At 61.2% G+C, this 22,887-nt stretch carries 18 protein-coding genes; 7 read left to right on the top strand and 11 right to left on the bottom strand.

Going from position 1 to position 22,887, the window contains the following annotated elements; translation table 11 throughout:
• Positions 1-453, bottom strand: coding sequence for an Lrp/AsnC family transcriptional regulator (locus P2W41_RS02805; RefSeq protein WP_007008348.1), 453 nt, complete (start codon positions 451-453; stop codon positions 1-3).
• Between the two features lie 786 nt (positions 454-1,239).
• Between P2W41_RS02805 and purH the strand changes: the two genes are divergently transcribed.
• A complete protein-coding gene (gene purH / locus P2W41_RS02800; RefSeq protein ID WP_404934243.1) occupies positions 1,240-2,856 on the top strand; it encodes a bifunctional phosphoribosylaminoimidazolecarboxamide formyltransferase/IMP cyclohydrolase in 1,617 nt (538 codons plus the stop codon).
• An 18-nt stretch (positions 2,857-2,874) separates the two neighbouring features.
• On the opposite strand, the gene P2W41_RS02795 is transcribed toward purH, so the two are convergent.
• On the bottom strand, positions 2,875-4,275 hold the full coding sequence (locus tag P2W41_RS02795; RefSeq protein ID WP_404934908.1) for an MFS transporter: 1,401 nt from the start codon (positions 4,273-4,275) through the stop codon (positions 2,875-2,877).
• A gap of 28 nt (positions 4,276-4,303) precedes the next feature.
• A complete protein-coding gene (locus tag P2W41_RS02790; protein ID WP_404934242.1) occupies positions 4,304-9,088 on the bottom strand; it encodes an NAD-glutamate dehydrogenase in 4,785 nt (1,594 codons plus the stop codon).
• 123 nt (positions 9,089-9,211) lie between these two features.
• Between P2W41_RS02790 and P2W41_RS02785 the strand changes: the two genes are divergently transcribed.
• Positions 9,212-9,793 (top strand): peroxidase-related enzyme, encoded by a 582-nt coding sequence (locus P2W41_RS02785; RefSeq protein WP_404934241.1) that lies wholly within the window; start codon positions 9,212-9,214, stop codon positions 9,791-9,793.
• 25 nt (positions 9,794-9,818) lie between these two features.
• Here P2W41_RS02785 and P2W41_RS02780 read toward each other — a convergent pair whose 3' ends face one another.
• Positions 9,819-10,367 carry a L,D-transpeptidase gene (locus P2W41_RS02780; protein ID WP_292898040.1) on the bottom strand — a complete coding sequence of 183 codons (549 nt, stop codon included), beginning with the start codon at positions 10,365-10,367 and terminating at the stop codon, positions 9,819-9,821.
• Between the two features lie 156 nt (positions 10,368-10,523).
• Between P2W41_RS02780 and P2W41_RS02775 the strand changes: the two genes are divergently transcribed.
• Together P2W41_RS02775 and P2W41_RS02770 are read left to right on the top strand one after the other, a co-directional pair.
• On the top strand, positions 10,524-11,207 hold the full coding sequence (locus P2W41_RS02775; protein WP_025031550.1) for a response regulator transcription factor: 684 nt from the start codon (positions 10,524-10,526) through the stop codon (positions 11,205-11,207).
• 55 nt (positions 11,208-11,262) lie between these two features.
• Positions 11,263-11,718 (top strand): cyclic nucleotide-binding domain-containing protein, encoded by a 456-nt coding sequence (locus P2W41_RS02770; protein ID WP_404934240.1) that lies wholly within the window; start codon positions 11,263-11,265, stop codon positions 11,716-11,718.
• An 88-nt stretch (positions 11,719-11,806) separates the two neighbouring features.
• Here the strand turns inward: P2W41_RS02770 and P2W41_RS02765 are convergent, their stop codons facing one another.
• The 6 genes from P2W41_RS02765 to tesB all read right to left on the bottom strand — a co-directional run bounded on the left by P2W41_RS02765 (position 11,807) and on the right by tesB (position 19,046).
• Positions 11,807-12,616, bottom strand: coding sequence for an exodeoxyribonuclease III (locus P2W41_RS02765; RefSeq protein ID WP_292898042.1), 810 nt, complete (start codon positions 12,614-12,616; stop codon positions 11,807-11,809).
• A gap of 135 nt (positions 12,617-12,751) precedes the next feature.
• Positions 12,752-13,387: an outer membrane lipoprotein carrier protein LolA gene (locus P2W41_RS02760; RefSeq protein ID WP_292898043.1), complete on the bottom strand. Its 636-nt coding sequence runs from the start codon at positions 13,385-13,387 to the stop codon at positions 12,752-12,754.
• Positions 13,388-13,493: 106 nt separating this feature from the next.
• Positions 13,494-16,040 (bottom strand): DNA translocase FtsK 4TM domain-containing protein, encoded by a 2,547-nt coding sequence (locus P2W41_RS02755; protein ID WP_404934239.1) that lies wholly within the window; start codon positions 16,038-16,040, stop codon positions 13,494-13,496.
• Positions 16,041-16,250: 210 nt separating this feature from the next.
• Entirely contained in the window at positions 16,251-17,594 is a 1,344-nt protein-coding gene (amt, locus tag P2W41_RS02750) for an ammonium transporter (RefSeq protein WP_292898045.1), read from the bottom strand.
• A gap of 28 nt (positions 17,595-17,622) precedes the next feature.
• Positions 17,623-17,961: a P-II family nitrogen regulator gene (locus tag P2W41_RS02745; RefSeq protein ID WP_065816944.1), complete on the bottom strand. Its 339-nt coding sequence runs from the start codon at positions 17,959-17,961 to the stop codon at positions 17,623-17,625.
• Between the two features lie 218 nt (positions 17,962-18,179).
• The gene (gene tesB, locus P2W41_RS02740) at positions 18,180-19,046 is read right to left on the bottom strand and encodes an acyl-CoA thioesterase II (RefSeq protein ID WP_292898046.1); all 867 of its coding nucleotides are present in this window, start codon (positions 19,044-19,046) and stop codon (positions 18,180-18,182) included.
• A gap of 125 nt (positions 19,047-19,171) precedes the next feature.
• On the opposite strand from tesB, the gene P2W41_RS02735 reads away from it, so the two are divergent.
• The 3 genes from P2W41_RS02735 (at position 19,172) to P2W41_RS02725 (ending at position 22,146) form a co-directional block, all read left to right on the top strand.
• Entirely contained in the window at positions 19,172-20,416 is a 1,245-nt protein-coding gene (locus P2W41_RS02735) for a ubiquinone biosynthesis hydroxylase (RefSeq protein WP_292898047.1), read from the top strand.
• 47 nt (positions 20,417-20,463) lie between these two features.
• The gene (locus tag P2W41_RS02730; protein WP_404934907.1) at positions 20,464-20,901 is read left to right on the top strand and encodes an OsmC family protein; all 438 of its coding nucleotides are present in this window, start codon (positions 20,464-20,466) and stop codon (positions 20,899-20,901) included.
• A 129-nt stretch (positions 20,902-21,030) separates the two neighbouring features.
• Positions 21,031-22,146, top strand: coding sequence for a Glu/Leu/Phe/Val dehydrogenase (locus tag P2W41_RS02725; protein WP_404934238.1), 1,116 nt, complete (start codon positions 21,031-21,033; stop codon positions 22,144-22,146).
• Positions 22,147-22,204: 58 nt separating this feature from the next.
• Here P2W41_RS02725 and msrA read toward each other — a convergent pair whose 3' ends face one another.
• Entirely contained in the window at positions 22,205-22,846 is a 642-nt protein-coding gene (gene msrA, locus P2W41_RS02720) for a peptide-methionine (S)-S-oxide reductase MsrA (protein ID WP_404934237.1), read from the bottom strand.
• Between the last annotated feature and the right edge of the window lie 41 nt (positions 22,847-22,887).

Below are 22,887 nucleotides of genomic sequence, written 5' to 3'. Positions count from 1 at the left end.
TCAGCCTTTTTCAACCGGCGCGAAGGATCCCGGCTCCACCGTCGACAGGGCGACAACAGATTCGCTGCGGGCGAGAAAGCCATGTTTCTTCATGTCTTCCAGAACGCTTTCCACATCGGCGAGTGAGGGCACCCGCGCCTTGATGAGATAGGACCACGGGCCAGTCACATGGTGGCATTCCTCTACCGCCTTGTGGGCAGCCGCAAAAACGCGAAACGCCTCTTCATTGACGTTCTGAACCAGTGATACCCAGATGAAAACAAGCACCGGACAGCCCAGCGCCGCCGGATCGGCATCCACCGTGAAACGCCGGATAACACCGCTTGCCGAAAGCCGGCGAATGCGCTCATTGACCGCCGAAGCTGACAGCCCCACCACACCACCAATATCAGCCAGAGAGCGGCGGGCATCTTCCGCCAGAAGGGTCACGATTTTATGGTCAATCTGATCCATGGCAATTTTTCCGCAAATCCAATTTCCGGAAAATTTGCAGAATAAATGTATTTAGTCAATAAAATATGCGGTAAAATTCGACTTTTGCCGCAAATCTATCAACATCACCTTCCAGAGTGCGCCATTGGCTCTTGATTGCCACAGGTGATCGCTGTTGTCGAGTGTGCGCCTTGCGGAGCTTATCGAAGGTCGTGCCCGGAAGCAGCCTGACCGATTGCGCGTCAACGCTCTCGGCGCAACCAGAATGTATTATGGATCCGTTCCATGCCGATGCGTTGGCAAAACCCCGCGGCCTGCGGCACGGATACCAGGATCAAAGCGGTTTCAGATCCAGGCAGCCGGCGCGTCTGCCTGGTCATACCCTGTCCAGCTCCAGGCCCCTGGGCGTTTGAAGACACGGCAAGATCGGAAAGATTGGCCACCACGAAAAGTCCGTCACACAACGGGCGGCACCGACAGGCGGCTTGTCTTTTACATTCCGTCGCGCGGTCACGATGAGCCCAGCATCCGCTGTCATGCGCTAAAGCCGCGCTTCCCATCGATGGGGCGGCTCGCACCGGGACCTGAATCAAGCAGCATCCAGCCACACTCGCGAGCCTCAAGGTGCGGCTCACAGGCATGAATGATTCCAGGTTTCTCCATCATGCCGGGCACCAGGCTCTTTTGAACAATCGATGCATGCCCGATAGTCAGCCAAAAAAGCCGATCGGCCGCCACCAAGCTTGATTTGCATCCCGCCTGCCGGTACGTCCCCCACATCCTTCCCCAAAGCCGGAGCCGCCTCGCATGTCCGTTGCCGCCAAGAACATCCCCGCACCCGATCTCGTTCCCGTCCGCCGCGCGCTTCTGTCGGTCTCCGACAAGAAGGGCATCGTGGAGTTTGCCCGCGCGCTTTCGGGCCGCAATGTCGAAATCGTCTCAACGGGCGGCACGTCCAGAACACTCTCCGGCGAAGGTATCCCCGTGCGCGACGTCTCCGAGCTTACGGGTTTTCCCGAGATCATGGACGGACGCGTGAAGACCCTGCATCCGGGCGTCCATGGCGGCCTGCTGGGCATACGCGACGATGCAGACCATGCCAGCGCGATGAAGGAACACCACATCGCGCCCATCGACCTTCTCGTCATCAATCTCTATCCGTTCGAAGAGGTGCGTTTCGGCGGTGGCGATTATCCGACCACGGTCGAGAACATCGACATTGGCGGCCCGGCCATGCTGCGCGCAGCAGCCAAGAACCACGCCTATGTAGCCGTGGTGACCGAACCCGCCGACTATGCCCGCATTCTCGACGCGCTCACCGAAAACGACGGCGCCCTGCCCTATCGCCTGCGCCAGGAGCTCGCCGCCAAGGCCTTCGCCCGCACCGCAGCCTATGACGCGGCCATCTCCAGCTGGTTCGCTGAAACGCTCAAGGTCAATGCACCGGATTTCCGCGCTGTCGGCGGCAGGCTCAGGGAAGTGATGCGCTACGGTGAGAACCCGCACCAGACGGCCGGCTTCTACGTCACCGGTGAAAGCCGCCCCGGCGTCGCCACCGCGACCCAGCTTCAGGGCAAGCAGCTTTCCTACAACAACATCAACGACACGGACGCCGCCTTCGAGCTTGTCTCCGAGTTCTCGCCGGAGCGCTCCGCCGCCGTCGCCATCATCAAACACGCCAATCCCTGCGGTGTCGCAGAGGGCGCGACGCTTCGGGAAGCCTATGAGAAGGCGCTCGCCTGCGATCCGGTCTCCGCATTCGGCGGCATCGTCGCGCTCAACCGCCCGCTCGATGCGGAAGCAGCCACCGAGATCGTCAGGATCTTCACCGAGGTCATCATCGCACCCGATGCCACCGAAGAGGCCCGCGCCATCGTCGCCGCCAAGAAGAACCTGCGCCTGCTCGTCACCGGCGGGCTCGCCGATCCGCGCGCGCCTGGCCTTGCCGTCAAGACCGTTGCCGGCGGACTTTTGGTCCAGTCGCGCGACAATGGCGTTGTCGACGAACTCGATCTGAAGGTCGTGACCAGGCGCGCGCCGAGCGAGAAGGAAATGGCCGATCTCGTCTTCGCCTTCCGCGTCGCCAAGCACGTGAAATCGAACGCCATCGTCTATGTGCGAGACGGCGCGACCGTGGGCGTGGGTGCCGGCCAGATGAGCCGTGTCGATTCTGCCCGCATCGCCGCGCGCAAGGCCGAGGACGCGGCACAGGCTGCCGGCAATGCCGAACCGCTGACGAAGGGCTCCGTCGTCGCCTCCGACGCCTTCTTCCCCTTCGCCGATGGGCTTCTCTCCGCCGTGGAAGCCGGCGCCACCGCCGTCATCCAGCCGGGCGGCTCCATGCGCGACGACGAGGTCATCGCCGCCGCCGACGAGCATGGCATCGCCATGGTCATGACCGGCATGCGCCACTTCCGTCACTGACGCAGGCTGTGCAAAGCATCAGGAGGCGCCCGCCTCCTGATGCCGGCTCTTCACGAAAGGCAGAAGCACCAGCCCGATGAGGAACAGAACGAGGATCGGCGTCACGCCGAGCCGCTGCGCGTCCTCGACGGAAAACCCGAAGCCCTCCGAAGCGAAATACCCGGTCGCAATGGCGATGGCGAATGGCCCGATAAAGGTCGTCGCCTTTCCCGAAAGCGCGTAGAGCCCGAACGCTTCTGTCACCCGCTCGCGTGAAACCTGATCCACCAGCAGCGTGCGCGAGGCTGCCTGGATCGCCCCGCCCGCAGCGCCGATGAAGGCTCCTGCCACGAAGAAGGCAATGTCGGGCAGGCTGCTTGCCCCAGCCCCGCTGATCGGCATGAAAAGAAGCTCCTCACGCGTGGTGGAAATCACCAGAAGCGCGCACATGGTCAGCACCACGATGGAAACGCTCACCACCAGCTTCGGCCCGAAACGCCTGTCCATCCGCCCGCCCAGCCACGCGCCCAGCGCGCCGGTCACATTGGCGAGAATCCCGAAAAGGCCGATCTGCGTGATGGACCAGTTGAGCACGCCCGCCGCATAGATGCCGCCAAAGGCATAGAGCGCGTTGAGCGCATCGCGGTAGAACATGGACGACAGGAGAAAGCTGAAATAGCTCCGCTCGCCCGGCAGCCGCTTCAGCGTGGCGCTTAGCCGGCCGAGCCCTTCGCGGATCGCCCCCGTCGCCGCCTTGCGGCGCGGCGCATCGGGCGTGAACAGAAACATAGGCAGCACGAACAGCGCATACCATAAGCCCGTCAGCGGCCCTGCCGCCCGGTCGCCCTCACGCGCAGCCGGATCGAGCCCGAAGATCGGCTCCAGCCCCAGAAGCGTGCGGCCCGTATCAGGCTGCGCTGCCATGAAGCCGAGCACCAGAACCAGCGACAGGAGCCCACCGAGATACCCCAGCCCCCAGGCAGAGCCCGAAAGCCGCCCAAGCTCAGAGCGCGGCACGAGATCGGGCATCATCGCATTGTTGAAGACAGCGGCGAACTCCATGCCGAACACGGCAAGCGCCACGGCAAGCAGAACCAGTCCCACATGCCCGCCCCCCGGTGCTGCGAACCAGAGCGACGCGCAGGCCAGAACCCCGATCACCGAAAACACGAAAATCCAGGGCTTGCGCGGCCCCGTCGCATCGGCAATCGCCCCCAGAACCGGCGAGGAAACCGCAATGGCAAGCCCGCCAATCCCCGTGGCGAGCCCCCAGAGTTCCTGCCCGCGCGCCGCATCGGGCGCGACGGCGGAAGCAAAATAGGGCGCGAAGACAAAGGTGATGATGAGCGTGTGAAAGGGTTGCTGCGCCCAGTCAAAGAACATCCAGCCCCATATGCCACGGCGGGGCACGGTTCCGTGCTCCGCCGGTGGCATGTTCATCCCGGCGTCTTCCGGCGCCCCGGCGAGATCAGACACTCAAATCGCTCATCAGACCCGAGGCCACGGTGAGGCGCGACACGCTGATTTCGCCGCCCTCCACGAGGGACTGCAGCCTCTCGCGCACGCGCACCACATGCTCACCGCCGGCCTCGACCCATTTTTCCGCCGGATCCTCCTCCTTGCCATAGTCGGTAAGCGCGGCGATCGTCATCCCGCGCCGCGCCGCGCTGATCATGTCGGTCGCGCGGAAAAGCGCCAGCCCGTCATAATAGTCCGACGGCACGATCGTGTGCGCGGCGTCCTCGATGCGCCCGATGCGAAACGCATCGGTAATGCCGAAGAACGCTTTCGCGGCCTTTTCCAGCGGCGCACCGGCTTTCTCGGCCACCAGTTCGATATCGGGCACCATCTCCGCGACCGAAAGGAACGCAAGCTTCTTCGCCAGATCCTCCGGCGCGCCAAGCGCCACGAGTTGCGCCCGGCGGTTTTCCAGGCGCTCGCGCATGAAGGCCGGCAGCATCGGCATGAGCTTGCCTTCCAGCGCCTTGCGCGCGGCCCGCAGCCGATCGATGCGCGCGCCGACGGTTTCCTTGTCGCTGTCGTTCTTGAGCTGCCAGGACGTCGCCGAATAGATCAGCCGCCATACGAGCTGGTAGAGATCGAGCTGCGCCATACCGTCGATATTGTTGTCCAGCGCATCGATGGCCTTGTAGATCCTGCGCAGTTCAAATCCCTCACGCACCACGGCGAAGGCAGCGACGATGTCGGCTGCCGGTCGCCCTGTCAGGTCCTGAAGCCGCGTCACGAAGCTGGGTCCGCCGCGGTTGATCACGTCATTGGCCAGTTCCGTGGCGATGATCTCGCGCTTCAGCCGGTGCGAACGGATTTCGCTTTCGTATTTCTTCGCCATGCGGCCTGGGAAATAGGCGAAAAGATCTTCCTCCAGATGCGGCGCGTCCGGCACCTTGCTGGCGACGATCTCGTCGAAGAGCACGATCTTCGCATAGGCAAGCAGCACGCCCACCTCGGCGCGCGTCAGCGGCTCACCCCGGCTTTCCCGGTCCGCCAGTTCCTGCGGACCGGGCAGGAACTCCACCGCCCGGTCGAGCAGCCCGCGCTGCTCGAAGAGGGTCATCATCCGCGCCTGATGCGGCATTTCCGGGATGCCACGCTTCTGAACCTGCGAGATCGCGAGCGTCTGCTGATAGTTGTTTGCCAGAACCAGCTCGGCGACTTCATCCGTCATTTCGGCCAGAAGCTTGTCACGCGCCGGCCGCTCGAGCGCGCCGGAACGCATGGCCGCCGCCAGCGCGATCTTGATGTTCACCTCAACGTCGGAAGAGTTCACGCCGGCAGAGTTGTCGATGGCGTCGGAGTTGCAGCGCCCGCCATGGCGGCCAAACTCGATGCGCGCCAGCTGCGTCATGCCCAGATTGGCGCCCTCACCGATCACCTTGGCGCCCACTTCGCGCGCGGTGACGCGGATTGCATCATTGGCCCGGTCGCCCACGTCCTGATTGCTTTCCGTGTGTGAGCGCACATAGGTGCCGATACCACCGAACCAGAGGAGATCGACCGGTGCTTTCAGGATCGCGGTCATGATCTCGGTCGGCGAGGCGGTTGTCTTGTCGAGCCCGATGGCATCGGCTGCCGCCTTGCTGAGCGTGATCGATTTCTGGGCCCGCGAAACGATGATGCCGCCCTTGGAAAGCTTGCTTGTGTCGTAATCCTGCCAGCTCGAGCGCCCCATGTCGAAAAGACGCTTGCGCTCGGCATAGGACACCGCCGGGTCAGGGTCTGGGTCAATGAAGATGTCGCGATGGTCGAACGCCGCCACCACCTTGGTGCAGGTGGACAAAAGCATGCCATTGCCGAACACATCGCCCGACATGTCGCCAACGCCCACTGCCGTGAAAGGTTCGGTCTGTATGTCGCGGTTCATCTCGCGGAAGTGCCGCTTCACCGCTTCCCACGCGCCCCGTGCGGTGATGCCCATCTTCTTGTGGTCATAGCCGGCGGAACCGCCGGAGGCGAAGGCGTCGTCGAGCCAGAAATCATGCGCCTGGCTGATCGCATTGGCGGTGTCGGAGAAGGTCGCCGTTCCCTTGTCGGCCGCCACCACGAAATACGGGTCGTTGCCGTCGTGGCGCACCACGCCTTCTGGCGGAATGACCTTGTCGCCATCCAGATTGTCGGTCAGCGACAAAAGACTGGAGATGAAATTGATGTAGGCCGCGCGGCCTGCCTCGAACACCTCCTGGCGGCTGCCATTCTCCGGCAGGCGGCGCGGGTAGAAACCGCCCTTCGCGCCCACCGGCACGATCACCGCATTCTTGACCTGCTGTGCCTTCACCAGGCCCAGCACTTCGGTGCGATAATCCTGTGCCCGGTCAGACCAGCGCAGGCCGCCGCGCGCCACCGGTCCAAACCTGAGGTGAACACCTTCCACCTCTGGCCCATAGACGAAAATCTCGCGCCACGGCCGCGGTTGGGGCAGGCCCGTGATGGCGCGAGAATCGAATTTCAGCGCCAGTGAGCGGACTGTCTCATCGGCTTTTGGCCGATAATGATTGGTGCGCAGCGTTGCCTCGATCAGGTTGAGGAAGCGCCGGATGATCGTGTCGTCGTCGAGGTTGGGCACCGCATCGAGATCTGTCTCCATCGCGCTCTTCAGCGCCATTGCCTCATCGCGAGCCTTCGCCTTCCCGGCCTTGGCAGGGTCGAAGCGCAGTACGAACAATTCAAACAGCTTTCGCGCGATATGCGGATAGCGGTTCATCGTCGCGGCGATGAAATCCTGGCTCTGCGGAATGCTCGCCTGATGCAGGAAGCGGCTGTAGGCGCGCAGAATGGCGATCTCGTCGACGCGAAGGCGGGCTCTCTGCGCCAGTGCGTTGAGCCGGTCGTCGTCATGTTCCTTGCGCCAGACAGAAAGGAACAGTTCCTCGAACAGTGCACCATTGTCCGAAAGATCTATTGGCCCATCGAACGCGTTTTCCAGCTCCATGTCATGGATGAATATCTGGGCGCTCTCTTCATCGTCGGCATCGCCGACTTCGAAGGTGCGCTCGGAGATGACACGGAAGCCCATGTTTTCAAGCAGCGGAACGCGCTCCGTCAGCGGAACCGGGGTGCCGTGATGATAGATCTTCAGTGCTGCCTGCGTTTCATCCTGATCATCATGCCTGTGAAAATCGATGGCGATGGGATTGCTCTCGGAGAGCTTGGCCATACGCTCGGCATCGATTAGCGCCGTTTCGGCAGAAAAACCATTGCGGTAGCTCTCTGGAAACGCCGCGGCGACGGCTGCGAGCCTGCGGTCTGCCCCGGTTTCTTCCAGCGCTTCCTGCAGGGCATCGTCCCAGGTTCGCACGATCTTGCGAATGCCCGCCTCAAGCGTCTCCGTATCGATGCGCGGCGTCTTGCCGCCAGAACGTCCGATGATGAAATGGACACGTGCCAGTGTGCCTTCAGGGAAGGCCGGATAATAGGCTGAAACCCGTCCCTTGAAGACGGTCTTGAGGTAGTTGCCGATCTCGATACGAACCTGTGAATCGTATCGGTCCCGCGGCACGAAGACGATCACGGAGACGAAACGGTCGAACTGGTCGATGCGGTAGAGCGCGCGGACACGAGGCCGCTCTCCCAGCGCCAGTATCGCTTCCGCATGCTTGCGCAGGATCGGCAGACCGATCTGGAAAAGCTCGTCGCGTGGATAGGACTCCAGAACGTTGATCAGTGCCTTGCCCGAATGGTCGGTCGGTGCAAATCCGGACTTGGCGATAACAGCCTCGGCCTTCGACCGCAGATACGGGATCTTCATCACCGATCGCGTGTAGGCCGTGGAGGTGAACAGGCCGACAATGCGCAGTTCACCGGTCAGTTTTCCCTTGTCGTCAAAGGTTTTGACGCCGATGTAATCGAGATAGGCACGGCGATGAACCACCGATTTGGCGTTGGCCTTGGTCACGATGAACGGATCGGGGCCATGGAGAAAGGCGCGAATCTCCGGAGTGGTCGAAACCGCCTCCTTGCCACGGCGCAGAACGAGAACGTCCGGATCGGCCAGAATGCCCAGCCCCTTCTTGTTGGCGCGCTCCAGCGTCCCGTTCTCCTCGCCTCCCGAATACCGAAACTCGCGCATGCCGAGAAACGTGAAATTGTCGTCGCGCAGCCATTCCAGAAAGGCGATTGCTTCTGAAACAGCATCCTTGTCCAGCGGCACGGGGGCATAGCGCAATTCGGTGATCTGCTGATCGAGCCGGGCAAGCATCGGCTTCCAGTCGACCACCGCCGCGCGCACCTGCGCCAGTGTTGCGTTGAGGCGAGTTTCCAGCTCCTTGCACTGGTCATCGGACAATCGGGGAAGATGGACGTGAATGAGGCTGATCTTGTCCTCACCGGCAGCGGGTTTTGTGCCGGCTGCGTCGCCGACAATCTCTTCCACGCCTTTCTTGCTGTGGCGAACCACGAGAACCGGATGCGCGACGAGTGTCGCTTCAGCACCGAAATCGCTGAGTTCTCCCAGCACCGAATCGAACAGAAACGGCATGTTGTCATTCACGACCGTCAGGACGCTGACCGCGCGGCCAAGCCGTTCGATCCCGGCAACATTGTCTATCCGTACAACGCTGGTTCCCGGCTTGTGAGCCTTGATGGCGGCGACAGCATCCTCGGCCGCACGCAGCACCGCTGCCTCGTCATAGGGGTGAAGATCCTCCGCCGGCGTCCGCGCGCTGATGATCTCATGCAGGACCTTGCCCATCGGTCCGCCCTTTTTCGCGGTCTTGGAGGTCTTTGCTTTGGCTACCATGCCGAAAATCCCTGTTGGTTGACCAAACTGGCCCATCGTATTCAGACAAAAGCGGTTTGACGACCCGTCATTCCACCGTGCAGGCTGAATACAACCTATTCCTATCGAAAGGGTGTCTGCATCATGACGAAACCGGTCACTGCACTGCATTTTCCCCCGCTCGAATCGCTGAGCGAGGATACCCGAGCCTATTTCGAAAAGTGCGAGGAGAAACTTGGCCTCGTGCCCAATGTTCTCCGCGCCTACGCGTTCGATGAGAACAAGCTCAGAGCGTTCACGCAGATGTACAACGATCTGATGCTGGGTGATTCGGCTCTGACGAAGCTCGAGCGCGAAATGATTGCCGTCACGGTGTCGAGCATCAACCACTGCTTCTACTGCCTCACCGCTCACGGCGCCGCCGTTCGTCAGCTATCCGGCGACCCGGTGCTGGGCGAACTCATGGTCATGAATTATCGGGCCGCAAAACTTGACCCGCGACAAAAGGCGATGCTTGATTTCGCCGTCAAACTCACAGAAAGCCCTGCAAAGATTGAGGAAACGGATCGGGAAGCGCTGCGCGCGGCCGGCTTCTCCGAGCGCGACATCTGGGACATTGCCGCCGTCGCCAGCTTCTTCAACATGTCAAACCGCATGGCCGCTGCCGTCGATATGCACCCCAATGAGGAGTATCACACGATGGCGCGCCAGCCGGCAGCAGACTGACCGTCAGGATCGATCGACGACCCGGCTACCGATACACTCTGATTCGCGTAGTCGGGCCGATGAGCGGCAGAATGCGTGCCATGGCGCGAGGCGATACGGCTATACAGCCCTCGGTGGGCGGGAAACCGGGCTTGGCAATATGAAAGAAAATTGCACTGCCGCGATTGCGGATTGCCGGCCGCATGTTCCAGTCCGACACCATGCAGATATCGTAGAGACGATCCTCGCGCCTCATGCGTTCATGGCTGGCCGGATAAGGAAGACGAACCGGGCGATTGTAATTGCGGTCGCCCGCCGCGTCGCACCACCCATCCCCGTCGTTGATCTGCCGAAGCGAAAAACGGCATTTGGGCGGCCCGGAAGGGGCTCTGTCACCACGAAAATAGCCATAGAGGCACCGCAATTCTCCGATTGGAGTGGCACCATCCCCTTCGCGCTTGAGCATCGCTGTGCCTGTTCGCCCCAGCGCGCATGGAAAGACGAATGGGCCCACCGTCATCAAGCCCTCGGTCGGCCTGCCCGGTCTGCGTCGCACCTCGATCAGAGGAATCGATTTGCCGGCTTCACACGTCATCTTGAGGAATATCCACCTGTCAGCTTACGTTAAATTGATTGGAACAAATGTTCGCCATGGTGTTCTCGCACTGTTAGGTTTCGCATAAAGCGGGAACGGTCAACACTGCAATTCCATTTGAATCGGCAGCATTTTTCCTGGATAGTGGATACAACCATGACGTCACGCACCATCCTAATCGTCGATGATGACGAAGACCTGAGGACGACGCTCGTCGAGCAGCTGTCGCTCTATGAGGAATTCGATATTCTTCAGGAGAACACGGCCACGAAGGGCATTCAGTCTGCACGCAACGCGATTGTCGATTTGCTCATCATGGATGTCGGCCTGCCGGACATGGATGGGCGTGAAGCGGTCAAGCTTCTGCGCAAGGGCGGCTATCGTGCACCGATCATCATGCTGACGGCGCAGGACACCGATTCGGATACGATCCTTGGCCTTGAGGCCGGCGCCAACGATTATGTCACGAAGCCGTTCCGCTTTGCGGTGCTTCTCGCCCGCATCCGTGCCCAGCTTCGCCAGCACGAGCAGAGCGAGGACGCCACCTTCGCCGTTGGTCCCTATACGTTCAAGCCCTCGCAGAAACTGCTCATCGATGAACGCGGCGGCAAGATCCGCCTGACAGAAAAAGAAGCCGCGATCATCAAATACCTCTATCGCGCCGAGCAGAAAGTGGTGACGCGCGACATCCTTCTGGAAGAAGTCTGGGGATACAATTCCGGCGTTACCACCCACACGCTCGAGACCCATGTCTACCGTCTTCGGCAAAAGATCGAGCGCGATCCTTCCAAAGCTGAAATTCTTGTGACAGAAAGCGGTGGTTATAAGCTCGTTCCGTGAGACTGCGCCATGAGGGCGTTCGGGGATCGCCGGGAACGGGTCGGGGACAACGTCAATGGCGCTGGACGATGATATTCGCATTCTGTCCGGCGTGGGTCTGTTTGAGGGATTCACGCGCGAACAGTTGCGCCTCATGGCATTCGGCGCCGAAAGCATGACGCTTTCCGCCGGACGGGAAATCTATGCCGAAGGAGCACCTGCCGACTGCGCCTTCATCGTCGCCTCCGGAAGCGTTGTTCTGTTTACCGAACGGGATGGCGAACGACAGATTGTCGAAAGGCTTGGGCCCGGCGACATGATGGGCGAGTTCGCACTGATTGCCGAAGGCCGCCGTATGACAAATGCGATGGCTGAAAGCGAAACGCGGCTTGTGAGGATCAGTCGTTCAAGCTTTCACCGGATCCTCGAGGAATTCCCCGAAACAGCGGTCCGCCTGCATGAGAGAATTGTCGATAATTTGCAACTCATGATCTCCCGGATGGAGCAAATCGCAGCGCGATTCGCCGACTGATTTTTTTTGGAAAACACGCACGTTTTACCCCTTTTTCTTTCAAAAAAGGCGTTTTCGCTGAAAATACGTGAAATTCCCGAAAAATCGGTCAGCCGAAGTCGAAGCCTGCTATGACAGGGACGTGGTCAGACGGCCGGTCCCACCCACGCGCCTCGCGCAGCACTTCGATCCGGTTCAGCGCTGGTGAGAGATTGGGCGACGACCAGATATGGTCGAGCCTGCGTCCACGATCAGAGAGCGCCCAGTCCTTGGCGCGATAGCTCCACCACGTAAAGACTTTCTCCTCCGGCGGTATCTTCTCCCGCATCAGATCCACCCAGCCGCCTTCCTTCCGCAGCCTTTCCAGCCCCTCGGTCTCGACCGGTGTGTGGCTGACGACTTTGAGAAGCTGCTTGTGTGACCAGACATCGGTTTCGAGCGGCGCGATATTGAGGTCGCCGACGAGAATGGTCCCCGAATTGCCGCTCTCTTCGGCGCGCAGCGCATGCATTTCTGCAAGAAAGTCAAGCTTGTGGCGAAACTTCGGATTGATCTCCGGATCGGGCTCGTCGCCACCGGCCGGCACATAGAAATTATGGAGAAGGACGGTGCGCCCCGCGCCCGCATCCAGGGATACGGAAATGTGCCGGCTATCGCCCATCCCGCAAAACGCGCGCTTTTCAACGAGTTTCAGCGGGCGGCGCGCGATGGTGGCAACACCGTGATAACCCTTCTGGCCATGGATCGCCATGTGCTCATATCCAGCCTTTCGGAAAGCCGCGGCGGGGAACTGGTCATCGGCACATTTGGTTTCCTGCAGGCAAAGGACGTCCGGGCTATACCGTTCCAGAAACTGCTCGACGAGCGGCATGCGCAGCCGCACGGAGTTGATGTTCCAGGTGGCGATGGTGAAGGGCATGGAGACAGTCCGGGCTAGAAAGCTTGCAGGAGGCGCAAACCTGCCCGGAACGGGAAAGAATGACAAGCAGATCGGCCTGCCACAAAAGAAAAGGCCGGACTTTCCACAGCCCGGCCACGCACCAATTCGCAGGTATCAGCGCCCGTTGCGGCTCATTTCATCAACCCGCCGGTAATCGATCTTGAATACGCTTGGATCGAAGGTCACGCCCTGCTGGACATTGAAAATCATGACCGTCGTGTCCTTGCCCTGCGCATCGGTGATGGTCCACTGGCGCAGGTCATATGAATTCGTGTCGAACATCATGGTGATGGTCGAATCTCCGAAAACGGACTTGTCGGACATCTTGATCGTCGTGAGATCATTGTCCTCACGCACGGTCTGGACCTTGTCGCCCGAGAGGTCGATACGCTCGTCGAGAAGAAGCTTCAGCGGCGTTTTCGAGAGCGGGTAAAGGTCCGCCGTGTTGAGCTTCTTGTTCATAATGACCACCGAACTGCCGTCCGAGGTGACACGAAAGCCTGACGGTTCCTCATAGTCGAAACGGATCTTGCCCGGCCGTTCGATATAGAACTTGCCGCCGGTCTGCTCTCCGCGCGGCCCGAATTGCACAAATTCGCCCATCATGGTGCGGACGCTGGAAAAATGCGCCGCGATCTGGTCAGCACTCTGCGCAGCCTGCGCCGCCAGAGGCGCAACGCACAACGCCGACAGAGCGATCGCCGCGATCGCGATACGCCGGGCCAGAAAGTCGGTTACCCCAAAATTCATCGTGTTCGATCTCCACATTTGCCCTCCCGAATAACCAACCAGTAGGGCCGAAATTTGGCTGCAGGTTAACGGCCAGTGCCGACGCCGGTTCCAGCGCCGGGCATGATCAGACCTCGTCCTGCTCCGTCGGCACGAGAATCTCGCGCTTGCCCGCATGATTGGCGGGGCCGACAATGCCCTCTTCCTCCATGCGTTCGATGATCGAAGCGGCACGGTTGTAGCCGATGCCCAGGCGGCGCTGGATATAGCTGGTGGACGCCTTTCCGTCGCGCAGAACCACCGCAACCGCCTGATCGTAGGGATCGGCAGAATCGCCCAGATTGCCGCCGCCCGATCCACCGCCACCGGCAGACCCGCCATCCTCCTCGTCATCATCCTCGGTAACAGCGTCAAGATAATCCGGCACGCCCTGCATCTTCAGGTGACTGACGATGCTCTCCACCTCGCCATCGGAAACGAACGGGCCGTGGACACGCTGTATACGCCCGCCACCGGCCATGTAGAGCATGTCACCCATGCCCAGAAGCTGCTCGGCACCCTGCTCTCCCAGGATCGTGCGGCTGTCGATCTTCGATGTCACCTGGAAGGAGATACGTGTCGGGAAATTCGCCTTGATCGTGCCGGTGATGACGTCCACCGAAGGCCGCTGTGTGGCCATGATCACATGGATGCCGGCGGCGCGCGCCATCTGAGCCAGACGCTGCACGGCGCCTTCGATATCCTTGCCGGCGACCATCATCAGGTCGGCCATCTCATCGATGATGACGACGATGAAGGGCATCGGCTCGAGATCCAGATCCTCGCTCTCGTAGATCGCCTCGCCCGTCTCGCGGTCAAAGCCCGTCTGCACCGTGCGCTTGATCGTCTCGCCCTTCTTCTTGGCGGCAACGACACGCTGGTTGAAGCCCTCGATGTTGCGCACGCCGACCTTGGACATCTTGCGATAGCGGTCTTCCATCTCCCGCACGGTCCATTTGAGCGCGACGACCGCCTTCTTGGGGTCAGTCACAACCGGGGTCAGGAGATGCGGGATGCCATCGTAAATCGACAGTTCCAGCATCTTCGGATCGATCATGATCAGGCGGCACTGCTCGGGCGTCATGCGGTAGAGCAGCGACAGGATCATGGTGTTGATGGCAACCGACTTGCCGGAACCGGTGGTACCGGCCACCAGAAGGTGAGGCATCTTTGCGAGATCTGCGATCACCGCTTCACCATTGATGGTCTTGCCCAGCGAAAGAGCAAGCTTGGCCTTGCTCGCCTCGAAATCGCGGCTGGCAAGCAGCTCGCGCAGATAAACGGTTTCACGCGTGGAATTCGGCAGTTCGATGCCGATGGCGTTGCGGCCGGGGACGACCGCGACGCGAGCCGCGATGGCGCTCATCGAGCGGGCGATGTCATCGGCAAGGCCAATGACACGCGACGACTTGATGCCGGGTGCAGGCTCCAGCTCATAGAGCGTGACCACGGGGCCCGGACGCACATGGATGATCTCGCCCTTGACGCCGAAATCCTCCAGAACGCCTTCGAGAAGGCGGGCATTCTGCTCCAGCGCATCCCGGGAAAGCGAAGGGTCCTTTGTCGAGGTTTTTGGTTCCGCAAGCAGATGGAGTTCTGGAAGTTCAAAGGTTCCGCTGTCGAGGAAAGAGGGCTGTGCCTCGCGGCGAACACGCGCACCTTCCGCCGGTCTTGGTGCAGGATTCTCAACCCGTTGCGTCGCAGGCGCGGACACTGCCTGCCGCGATGATGCGGCAATAGGCTGCGGCACCGGGGCGTCAAATTCGGGTTCAACGCGCGCGCGCGGGGCTGCAGGCGCCTCGTTGAAGTCCGGCTCAACCCGGGCATCCATATCAAAATCGTCGAAGCCCGTCTCTTCATCCTCGTCCAGATCCATCGCCCGCATCCGATGGCTATCGCGAGGGCCGGCACGGACAAGGTTGCGTCGGAAAAATGCGCAGAAGGACAACCACCAATGGGCCATATAGCCAAGGATGACCGAACCTCCGCTTTCATCATCTTCATCCAAAGCATCGAAGGCAGCGTCGTCGTCTTGCTCCTCGGCAAAGTCGTCGGCTGAGGGACGCGAAAGCACGCCGGCGCCGAAGGCAAGGAGCCAGCCCGCCGGCAGGCCAAGAATTGCAGCGATCACGAAACCCGCAAAGCCGCGCGGATAAGCGCCCGTGAATTTCGCAGGGACGGAAAGGATCATGTCCCCCAGCACGCCGCCAAGGCCCGTGGGCAAGGGCCAGGTTGGCGGCGGCGCGAAAGCGCCGACAATGCCGGCGGCCAGAACCGCACCAAGGAACCATGCACCGGCGCGCTTCACGGTACGATCAATCTGCCGCCCGAGCAGAAGAAGAGCGCCCCAGCACACCGCCGGCACAAGCCCGATCAGCGCCGCCAGGCCGTAAAACTGCATGGCAAGATCGGAGAAAACCGCCCCGGGATACCCCATCGCATTGGTGACAGGATTGGCAGTGGCATGGCTGAAGCTCGGATCGGCAACGTTCCATGTGGCAAGCGCCGCCACACCAAACGCCACGAAGGCAAGCAGCGCAAGGCCGCCTGCACGCGCTGCCTGACGGCGCAGGAAGGCCTGCAGACCGTAGCTGTTTTCATCCATCGCCAAGAATGCCGAAGACCCGGAACTCATGCGCTCAATTCTCCGCTCGCGCGTTGCTTTCGACGCGAAACGCGCCGTGATGACTCGCCTGTGACCCTAGCGAGCGGATGGTTAAGACGGCATTAACCATGGAGGGGCGGGTTGCAATTTCTCAAATCAATAAAAAAGGGCCCGGCGAACCGGGCCCCTTCAGGAAGGCAACCGGCCCGAAGGCCGATTGTCAGGCAAGTGCTTGCCCGATCAACGCCCATGCATGGGCATGAACTCGGGATAGGCTTCGACACCCACCTCGGCGACGTCGAGACCACTCATCTCGTCTTCCGCGCTCACGCGCAGTCCCATGGTGGCCTTGAGGATCATCCAGACCACGAAGGAGACGACGAAGGTGAAGACACCATAGGCAACGATGCCGACGATCTGGACACCGAAGCTGGCGTCGCTGTTGGTGAGCGGAACGGCGAGCGTTCCCCATATACCTGCAATCAGGTGAACCGGGATGGCACCGACAACATCGTCGATCTTCAGCTTGTCGAGCAGCGGCACGGTGAGCACCACGATGACACCGCCAATGGCACCGATGATGATGGCCATGAACGGGCTCGGCGTGAGCGGTTCAGCGGTGATCGACACCAGACCGGCCAGAGCACCATTGAGCACAAAGGTGATGTCGACCTTCTTGTAGAGGATCTGCGTGAGGATCAGCGCAGCGACGACACCTGCAGCGGCGGCCAGATTGGTGTTGGCGAAGATGCGGCTGATGTCGGATGCATCGGCATTGGAGCCCATGGCAAGCTGCGAGGCACCATTGAAGCCGAACCAGCCGAGCCAGAGAATGAAGGTGCCAAGTGTGGCAAGCGCCATGTTGGACCCTGGAATTGGCGAGACCTTGCCGTCGGAGGAAAATTTGCCATTGCGCGCGCCCAGAAGGATCGCACCGGCAAGAGCTGCCCAGCCACCCACGGAGTGAACCAGAGTGGAGCCAGCGAAATCCTGGAAGCCCATGGCATCGAGCCAGCCGGCACCCCATTTCCACGAACCTGCGATCGGATAGATGAAGCCGGTGAGCACGACGACGAAGATCAGGAACGGCCACAGCTTGATTCGCTCGGCCAGCGTGCCCGAGACGATGGAAGCAGCGGTGGCGACAAAGACCATCTGGAAAAACCAGTCGGAGGCGACGGAATAATCGCCCTCATTGGCCGTGCCGGCAGCAGGCCAGCTATAGGGCGCGAAGGTGCCGATATAGCTCGACACATCCACATACATCAGGCTGTAACCCACCACCCAGTACATGATGCCGGCGATGGAATAGAGCGCGACGTTTTTCAAGAGCTGCATGGAAACATTCTTGGTGCGCACCATGCCCGCTTCGAGCATGGCAAAACCCGCCGCCATCCACATGACGAGAAAACCGCCCATGAGAAAGAGCAGGGTGTTGAAAATAAACGCCGTCTCAGAAGCCGAGGCAAATTCCGGGGCCGCCTCAGCGGAATCCTGTGCCAGAGCCGGAAAGGACATGGCTGCCAGCGCGAGCCCGCCCAGCGCCAGCGGACCCGCGGCGCTCTTCAGTGTTCGATACATCATCTGATTCTCCATCGGAATATGCTGCCGCTTAAAGGGCTTCGACGCCGGACTCGCCGGTGCGGATGCGCACCGCCTTGTCGAGCGCGTGGACAAAGACCTTGCCGTCACCGATCTGTCCGGTGCGGGCGGCCTCGACGATGGCTTCAACCACCTGGTCGACCATGTCGGAATCGACCGCCACCTCGATCTTGACCTTGGGCAGGAAGGTCACGGCGTACTCGGCGCCGCGATAGATTTCCGTGTGTCCTTTCTGTCGTCCGTAGCCCTTGACCTCCGTGACGGTGAGGCCTTGGATGCCGAGGCCGGTGAGCGCTTCGCGCACGGCCTCCAGCTTGAAGGGCTTGACGATTGCCATCACTATTTTCATGGCAGTTCACCTTTGCTGTTGCGGGATCCCGCGGGTTGCCTGCATCGCGCGAACCGCCATGCGGACCGCGACAGCAAAAGAGAATCAAATGCCGTGCCAGTTCGAATGAACAAGCTTCAAGCTATTGAAAAATATAATAAAGTAATCGGCCCGCTCGGGCAGAGGAGAATCTGGCGCCGCAAGATCTGCGCAATAAATAGGCAAAACTTTCATTTTGCCTATTTTGTGCGCAATCGCACCAGTCCTTCTTGAGCAACAGATGCGATCAGCGTGCCATCAAGCGCATAGAGACTACCACGGGAGAAGCCACGCGCGCCCTGCGCCGATGGGCTGTCCTGCGTGTAGAGAAGCCAGTCATCGAGCTTGTGCTGCCGATGAAACCACATGGCGTGATCGAGGCTTGCCATCTGGATATCCGGATCGAACCCGTTGCGACCATGGGCGAAGGTGGAGGTATCGAGCAGCGTCATGTCGGAAAGATAAGCAAGCACAGCGGCCTGCAGTGCCCGATCGTCCGGCACCGGACCCGTGGTGCGGATCCACACGTCCTGGCGCGGCGGCAGCTTGTCGCGGCTGGTATAGTGCTCAATGATGACCGGTCGCACCTCGATGGGACGCTCGCGCGCCCAGTAGCGACGGATGTTTTCCGGCACACGCTCGCCGAACTCGGCCAGAAACTCGCGCTGGGTGCGCAGATTTTCCGGAGGCGTGACGCCCTCAGGCATGGGAAGCTGATGATCGAGGCCGGGCTCCTCTTTCTGGAAAGAGGCGGAGAGCGAAAAGATGGCGTGGCCATGCTGAATGGCAACCACGCGGCGGGTGGTGAAGCTGCCGCCATCGCGGATGCGATCCACTTCGTAGATGATCGGCACTGCCGGATCACCAGGCCGCATGAAATAGCAATGGAGCGAGTGGACATGACGGGCGGCATCGACGGTGCGCTGGGCGGCGACGAGCGCCTGACCGATCACCTGCCCGCCGAAAACGCGTTGCCAGGCCGATTGCGGACTGCGACCACGAAACAGATTGTGTTCGAGCGTCTCAAGATCGAGTATGGCAAGCAGGTCTTGCATGGCCGACGACATGAATGGCTTCCCTCCGGCAGCGAATGTTAGGGCTGATGATGTCCAAGACGAAGGCGGGAACCAAGTCAAGGCCCCCGGATTGGGTCAGAGACACGCTGGAACGCTGATTTAAATGAGGTGCCGCTATGGCCAGGAATACGAAACAGACATCCAGGCGCGAACTCGACATCCTGATCGCCGGGGCCGGCTATGTGGGGCTGGCGACCGCTGTTTCCATTGTGCGCGCCCAGCCAGGTCTCAAAGTGGCGCTGGTGGACGCCGCGCCCGAAGGGGTGTGGCAGCGGGACGGGCGCGCTTCGGCCATCGCGGCTGCGGCCTGCCGCATGCTCAAACGGCTCGATTGCTGGACAGAGATAGAGCCGGAAGCTCAGCCCATCACAGAGATGGAAATCACCGATTCGCGCACCGCCGATGTGGTGCGGCCGGTGTTTCTCACCTTTGGAGGAGAGGCCGGGGAGGGCGAGCCCTTCGCCCACATGGTGCCGAACCGCGTGATGAATGGCGCATTGCGCGCCCGCGCTGCCGAGAGCGGCATTGAGATTATTGACGGTGTCGCAGTCGACGGCTTTGCCAATATGGGTGGCCATGTGACGGTGAGCCTTGCAGATGGCACGACCTGCCGCACCCGGCTTCTCATTGCTGCCGATGGCGTGCGCTCGCGCCTGCGCGACATGGCCGGTATCAAGACGGTGAAGTGGGATTACGGCCAGTCGGGCATCGTGTGCACCGTGGCGCATGAGCGCCCGCACCATGGTCGCGCGGAGGAGCATTTCCTGCCCGCCGGCCCGTTCGCAACGCTGCCGTTGACAGGCAACCGCTCGTCCATCGTGTGGACTGAGCGCACGGAAGATGCTGAGCGCCTCGTGAGCGAGGATGACCTCGTCTTCGAGCAGGAGCTGGAGCTGCGCTTCGGCCTAAAACTGGGCGAGATACGCGTGGAAGGCCCGCGCCGCGCGTGGCCTCTGGGGCTCACGCTGGCGCGCGAATTCGTGAAACCGCGCTTCGCACTGGCGGGCGATGCGGCGCATGGCATCCACCCCATTGCGGGGCAGGGTTTGAATCTCGGCTTCAAGGACGCGGCAGCGCTGGCCGAGGTGATTGTGGAGGCCGAACGGCTGGGCGAGGATATCGGTGCGCTCGACGTGTTGCAGCGCTATGAGCGCTGGCGGCGGTTCGACACGGTGCAGATGGGTGTGACAACCGACATTCTGAACCGGTTGTTCTCCAACGATATCGGCCCGGTGCGGGCGCTGCGTGATTTTGGTCTTGGCCTGGTTGAACGAATGCCGGCCATGAAGCGTTACTTCATCCAGCAGGCTTCGGGACTGGCCCCCGGCACGCCGAGACTGCTGCGCGGAGAGGCGATCTAGCCTTTTGGCTTCAACGCACTATTTCCAATAAGGAGAAGACCATGGCAATGAAACGGCATGCGGACGTCACCTGGAAGGGATCACTGGTCGAAGGCTCGGGCAGCCTCGACACACAGAGCGGTGCGCTTTCGGGCCTGCCCCTCGGTTTCAAGGCCCGTTTTGAGGACGAGAGCGGCAAGACGGGCACCAATCCCGAAGAGTTGATCGCGGGCGCCCATGCCGGCTGTTTCGCCATGCAACTCTCCCACATGCTGGCCGAGAGCGGCACACCGGCGGAGAAGCTGGACGTGCGAGCCGACGTCTCCCTGCAGCCGGCCAAAGGCGGCGGCTTCGAGATTACCAAAAGCGCCCTAACGCTTGTGGGCAAGGTGCCGGACCTCGATGAGGCAAAGTTCGTTGAGATCGCCGAGAAGGCCAAGGCCTCCTGCCCCGTCTCCAAGGCGCTCGGCGCAATCGAGATAACGCTGGACGCCAAATACGGCTGACGACACTTTCGCGATGAAAAACCGTCGGCCGACGCAATGGAAGGTCGTTCGATGGCACCACTTCGCAACCAAAAATCAGGCGATGCAGCTAGAATTTCCTTACGAAACAAGTCGTTCGGGAGGAATGACATGCTGCATACTCACACACCGCGGACGCTGAAAACCGCGGCACAGAAACCCTCACTCACCATAACCGACATCACGGCCGAGGCCGCGAAGCTGGACGCGTTCGACAATCACGAACGCGTCTGGCACGGCCGCGACGGGGAACGTGGCCTGAACGCCATCGTGGCAATCCACAACACCGCGCTTGGTCCCGGTCTCGGCGGTACGCGTGTATGGCCGCACGAGAGCTTCGAGGCGGCCCTCACCGACGTCTTACGCCTGTCGCGCGGAATGACATTCAAGTCGGCGGTGGCGGGCATGGATTTCGGTGGTGGCAAGGCACTGATCATCGCCAATTCCAAGACCGACAAGACGCCGGCCCTGCTTGAGGCCTATGCGGAGATGCTGGCAGCGCTCGACGGCCAGTATTTCACCGGAGAAGATGTCGGTTTCACTGTCGCTGATGCGGATTTTCTGCGCGAGCGTACCCCAAATGTGACCGGCACCACCGTGGGCGGCAGCGGCAACCCTTCGCCCGTGACCGCCCATGGCGTGTTTCTGGGGATCAAGGCCGCGCTGAAGCACCGTGGCGTCGCCACGCTCGACGGCGTGCACGTTGCCGTGCAGGGGCTTGGCTCGGTGGGCTGGACCCTGTGCGAAAAGCTTCACGCGGAAGGCGCGAGGCTTTCGGTGACCGACATCGACGCAGCCCGGATGGAGCAGGCGAAAGACACATTCGGCGCAACACCGGTTGCGCTGGACGACATTCTGAAAGTGAACGCCGACGTATTCGCCCCCTGCGCGCTGGGTGGCGTGCTCTCTTCCGAAACGATCCCGGCGCTCGGCGCGCAGATTGTTGCGGGTGCCGCCAATAACCCGCTGGTCCGACACGAGGATGCCCGGCTCCTGATGGAGCGCGGTGTGCTCTATGCGCCTGACTATGTGATCAATGCCGGCGGGCTCCTGAACGTTGCAGCCGAGCTCGCGCCAGGCGGCTACGACCGTGAAGCCACGATGGCGAAAGTGGCGAAGATACCCGAGACTCTCGCAGACATTTTCACCCGCGCCGAGGCACAGAAGCGCGCCACCAACGATGTGGCCGCAGAGATCGCGTTTGAGCGGATCAACGCGGCGCGGTAGCGCTGAACAACTGGCGGGTTGCGCGCGATGGGCGCAGCCCGCTCAGTTCAAACGCGGATCACTTGATCCCCGTAAAGGCCGCCTCACCCCAGACCTGGCGAACGCGTGCATCGCGACCGCAGCCCTCGCGGTAGCCCTTGTAGGCGTCTTTCTTCTTCACCAGCCCAAAGCGGGAGAGGATGTGCTCGTCGCTCTGGTAATAATTCTGGTGGTAATCCTCCGCCGGCCAGAATTTAGCAGCCCCGAGTATCGGCGTGACGACATTGCCACCGAGCGCGGCGCTTGCTTCCTGTTTGGCTTTCTCGGCTGCAGCCTTCTGTGCATCGTCAAGCGCATAGACTGCTGTTGAATAACTCTCGCCCCGGTCGCAGAACTGGCCGCCGGCATCGGTCGGGTCGACCGAACGGAAGAAGATTTCCAGCAACCGGTCATAGCTGACCGTCGCATCGTCGAAATCGATCTTCACCACCTCCCGGTGGCCGCCCGAGGAATAGGTGCGGTAGGTCGGGTTTTCCGTGCTGCCGCCCGCATAGCCGGACACCGTGTCGAGCACGCCGGGGACCTTGTCGAAATCGGCCTCGACGCACCAGAAACAGCCCCCTGCGAATATGGCGGTCTGCTTTTCAGCCGATGCTGGCTGTGAAAACGTCGCAATGGCGGTAAGGGAAAAGGCCGCGGCCAAAAGGGAACGTCGCAACATCGATATCTCTCCTGTATTCGCCACAGAGCTACAACGTAGGC

Origin of the sequence: Nitratireductor sp. L15S-10, from assembly GCF_045011005.1 — a bacterium.
Taxonomy (GTDB): Bacteria; Pseudomonadota; Alphaproteobacteria; order Rhizobiales; family Rhizobiaceae; genus Nitratireductor.
The sequence above is the reverse complement of the archived record's forward strand: the minus strand, read 5'-3'. Positions and strand labels throughout refer to the sequence as shown.

Bases quoted from the DNA above. Each gene is read 5' to 3' on its own strand.
- P2W41_RS02760 (WP_292898043.1), bottom strand. From the start codon at position 13,387: ATGAATTTTGGGGTAACCGACTTTCTGGCCCGGCGTATCGCGATCGCG.
- P2W41_RS02805 (WP_007008348.1), bottom strand. From the start codon at position 453: ATGGATCAGATTGACCATAAAATCGTGACCCTTCTGGCGGAAGATGCC.
- msrA (WP_404934237.1), bottom strand. From the start codon at position 22,846: ATGTTGCGACGTTCCCTTTTGGCCGCGGCCTTTTCCCTTACCGCCATT.
- P2W41_RS02785 (WP_404934241.1), top strand. From the start codon at position 9,212: ATGACGAAACCGGTCACTGCACTGCATTTTCCCCCGCTCGAATCGCTG.
- P2W41_RS02780 (WP_292898040.1), bottom strand. From the start codon at position 10,367: ATGACGTGTGAAGCCGGCAAATCGATTCCTCTGATCGAGGTGCGACGC.
- P2W41_RS02725 (WP_404934238.1), top strand. From the start codon at position 21,031: ATGCTGCATACTCACACACCGCGGACGCTGAAAACCGCGGCACAGAAA.
- P2W41_RS02770 (WP_404934240.1), top strand. From the start codon at position 11,263: ATGGCGCTGGACGATGATATTCGCATTCTGTCCGGCGTGGGTCTGTTT.
- P2W41_RS02765 (WP_292898042.1), bottom strand. From the start codon at position 12,616: ATGCCCTTCACCATCGCCACCTGGAACATCAACTCCGTGCGGCTGCGC.
- P2W41_RS02795 (WP_404934908.1), bottom strand. From the start codon at position 4,275: ATGAACATGCCACCGGCGGAGCACGGAACCGTGCCCCGCCGTGGCATA.
- P2W41_RS02775 (WP_025031550.1), top strand. From the start codon at position 10,524: ATGACGTCACGCACCATCCTAATCGTCGATGATGACGAAGACCTGAGG.
- purH (WP_404934243.1), top strand. From the start codon at position 1,240: ATGTCCGTTGCCGCCAAGAACATCCCCGCACCCGATCTCGTTCCCGTC.
- P2W41_RS02745 (WP_065816944.1), bottom strand. From the start codon at position 17,961: ATGAAAATAGTGATGGCAATCGTCAAGCCCTTCAAGCTGGAGGCCGTG.
- P2W41_RS02755 (WP_404934239.1), bottom strand. From the start codon at position 16,040: ATGAGTTCCGGGTCTTCGGCATTCTTGGCGATGGATGAAAACAGCTAC.
- amt (WP_292898045.1), bottom strand. From the start codon at position 17,594: ATGATGTATCGAACACTGAAGAGCGCCGCGGGTCCGCTGGCGCTGGGC.
- P2W41_RS02730 (WP_404934907.1), top strand. From the start codon at position 20,464: ATGAAACGGCATGCGGACGTCACCTGGAAGGGATCACTGGTCGAAGGC.
- tesB (WP_292898046.1), bottom strand. From the start codon at position 19,046: ATGTCGTCGGCCATGCAAGACCTGCTTGCCATACTCGATCTTGAGACG.
- P2W41_RS02790 (WP_404934242.1), bottom strand. From the start codon at position 9,088: ATGGTAGCCAAAGCAAAGACCTCCAAGACCGCGAAAAAGGGCGGACCG.
- P2W41_RS02735 (WP_292898047.1), top strand. From the start codon at position 19,172: ATGGCCAGGAATACGAAACAGACATCCAGGCGCGAACTCGACATCCTG.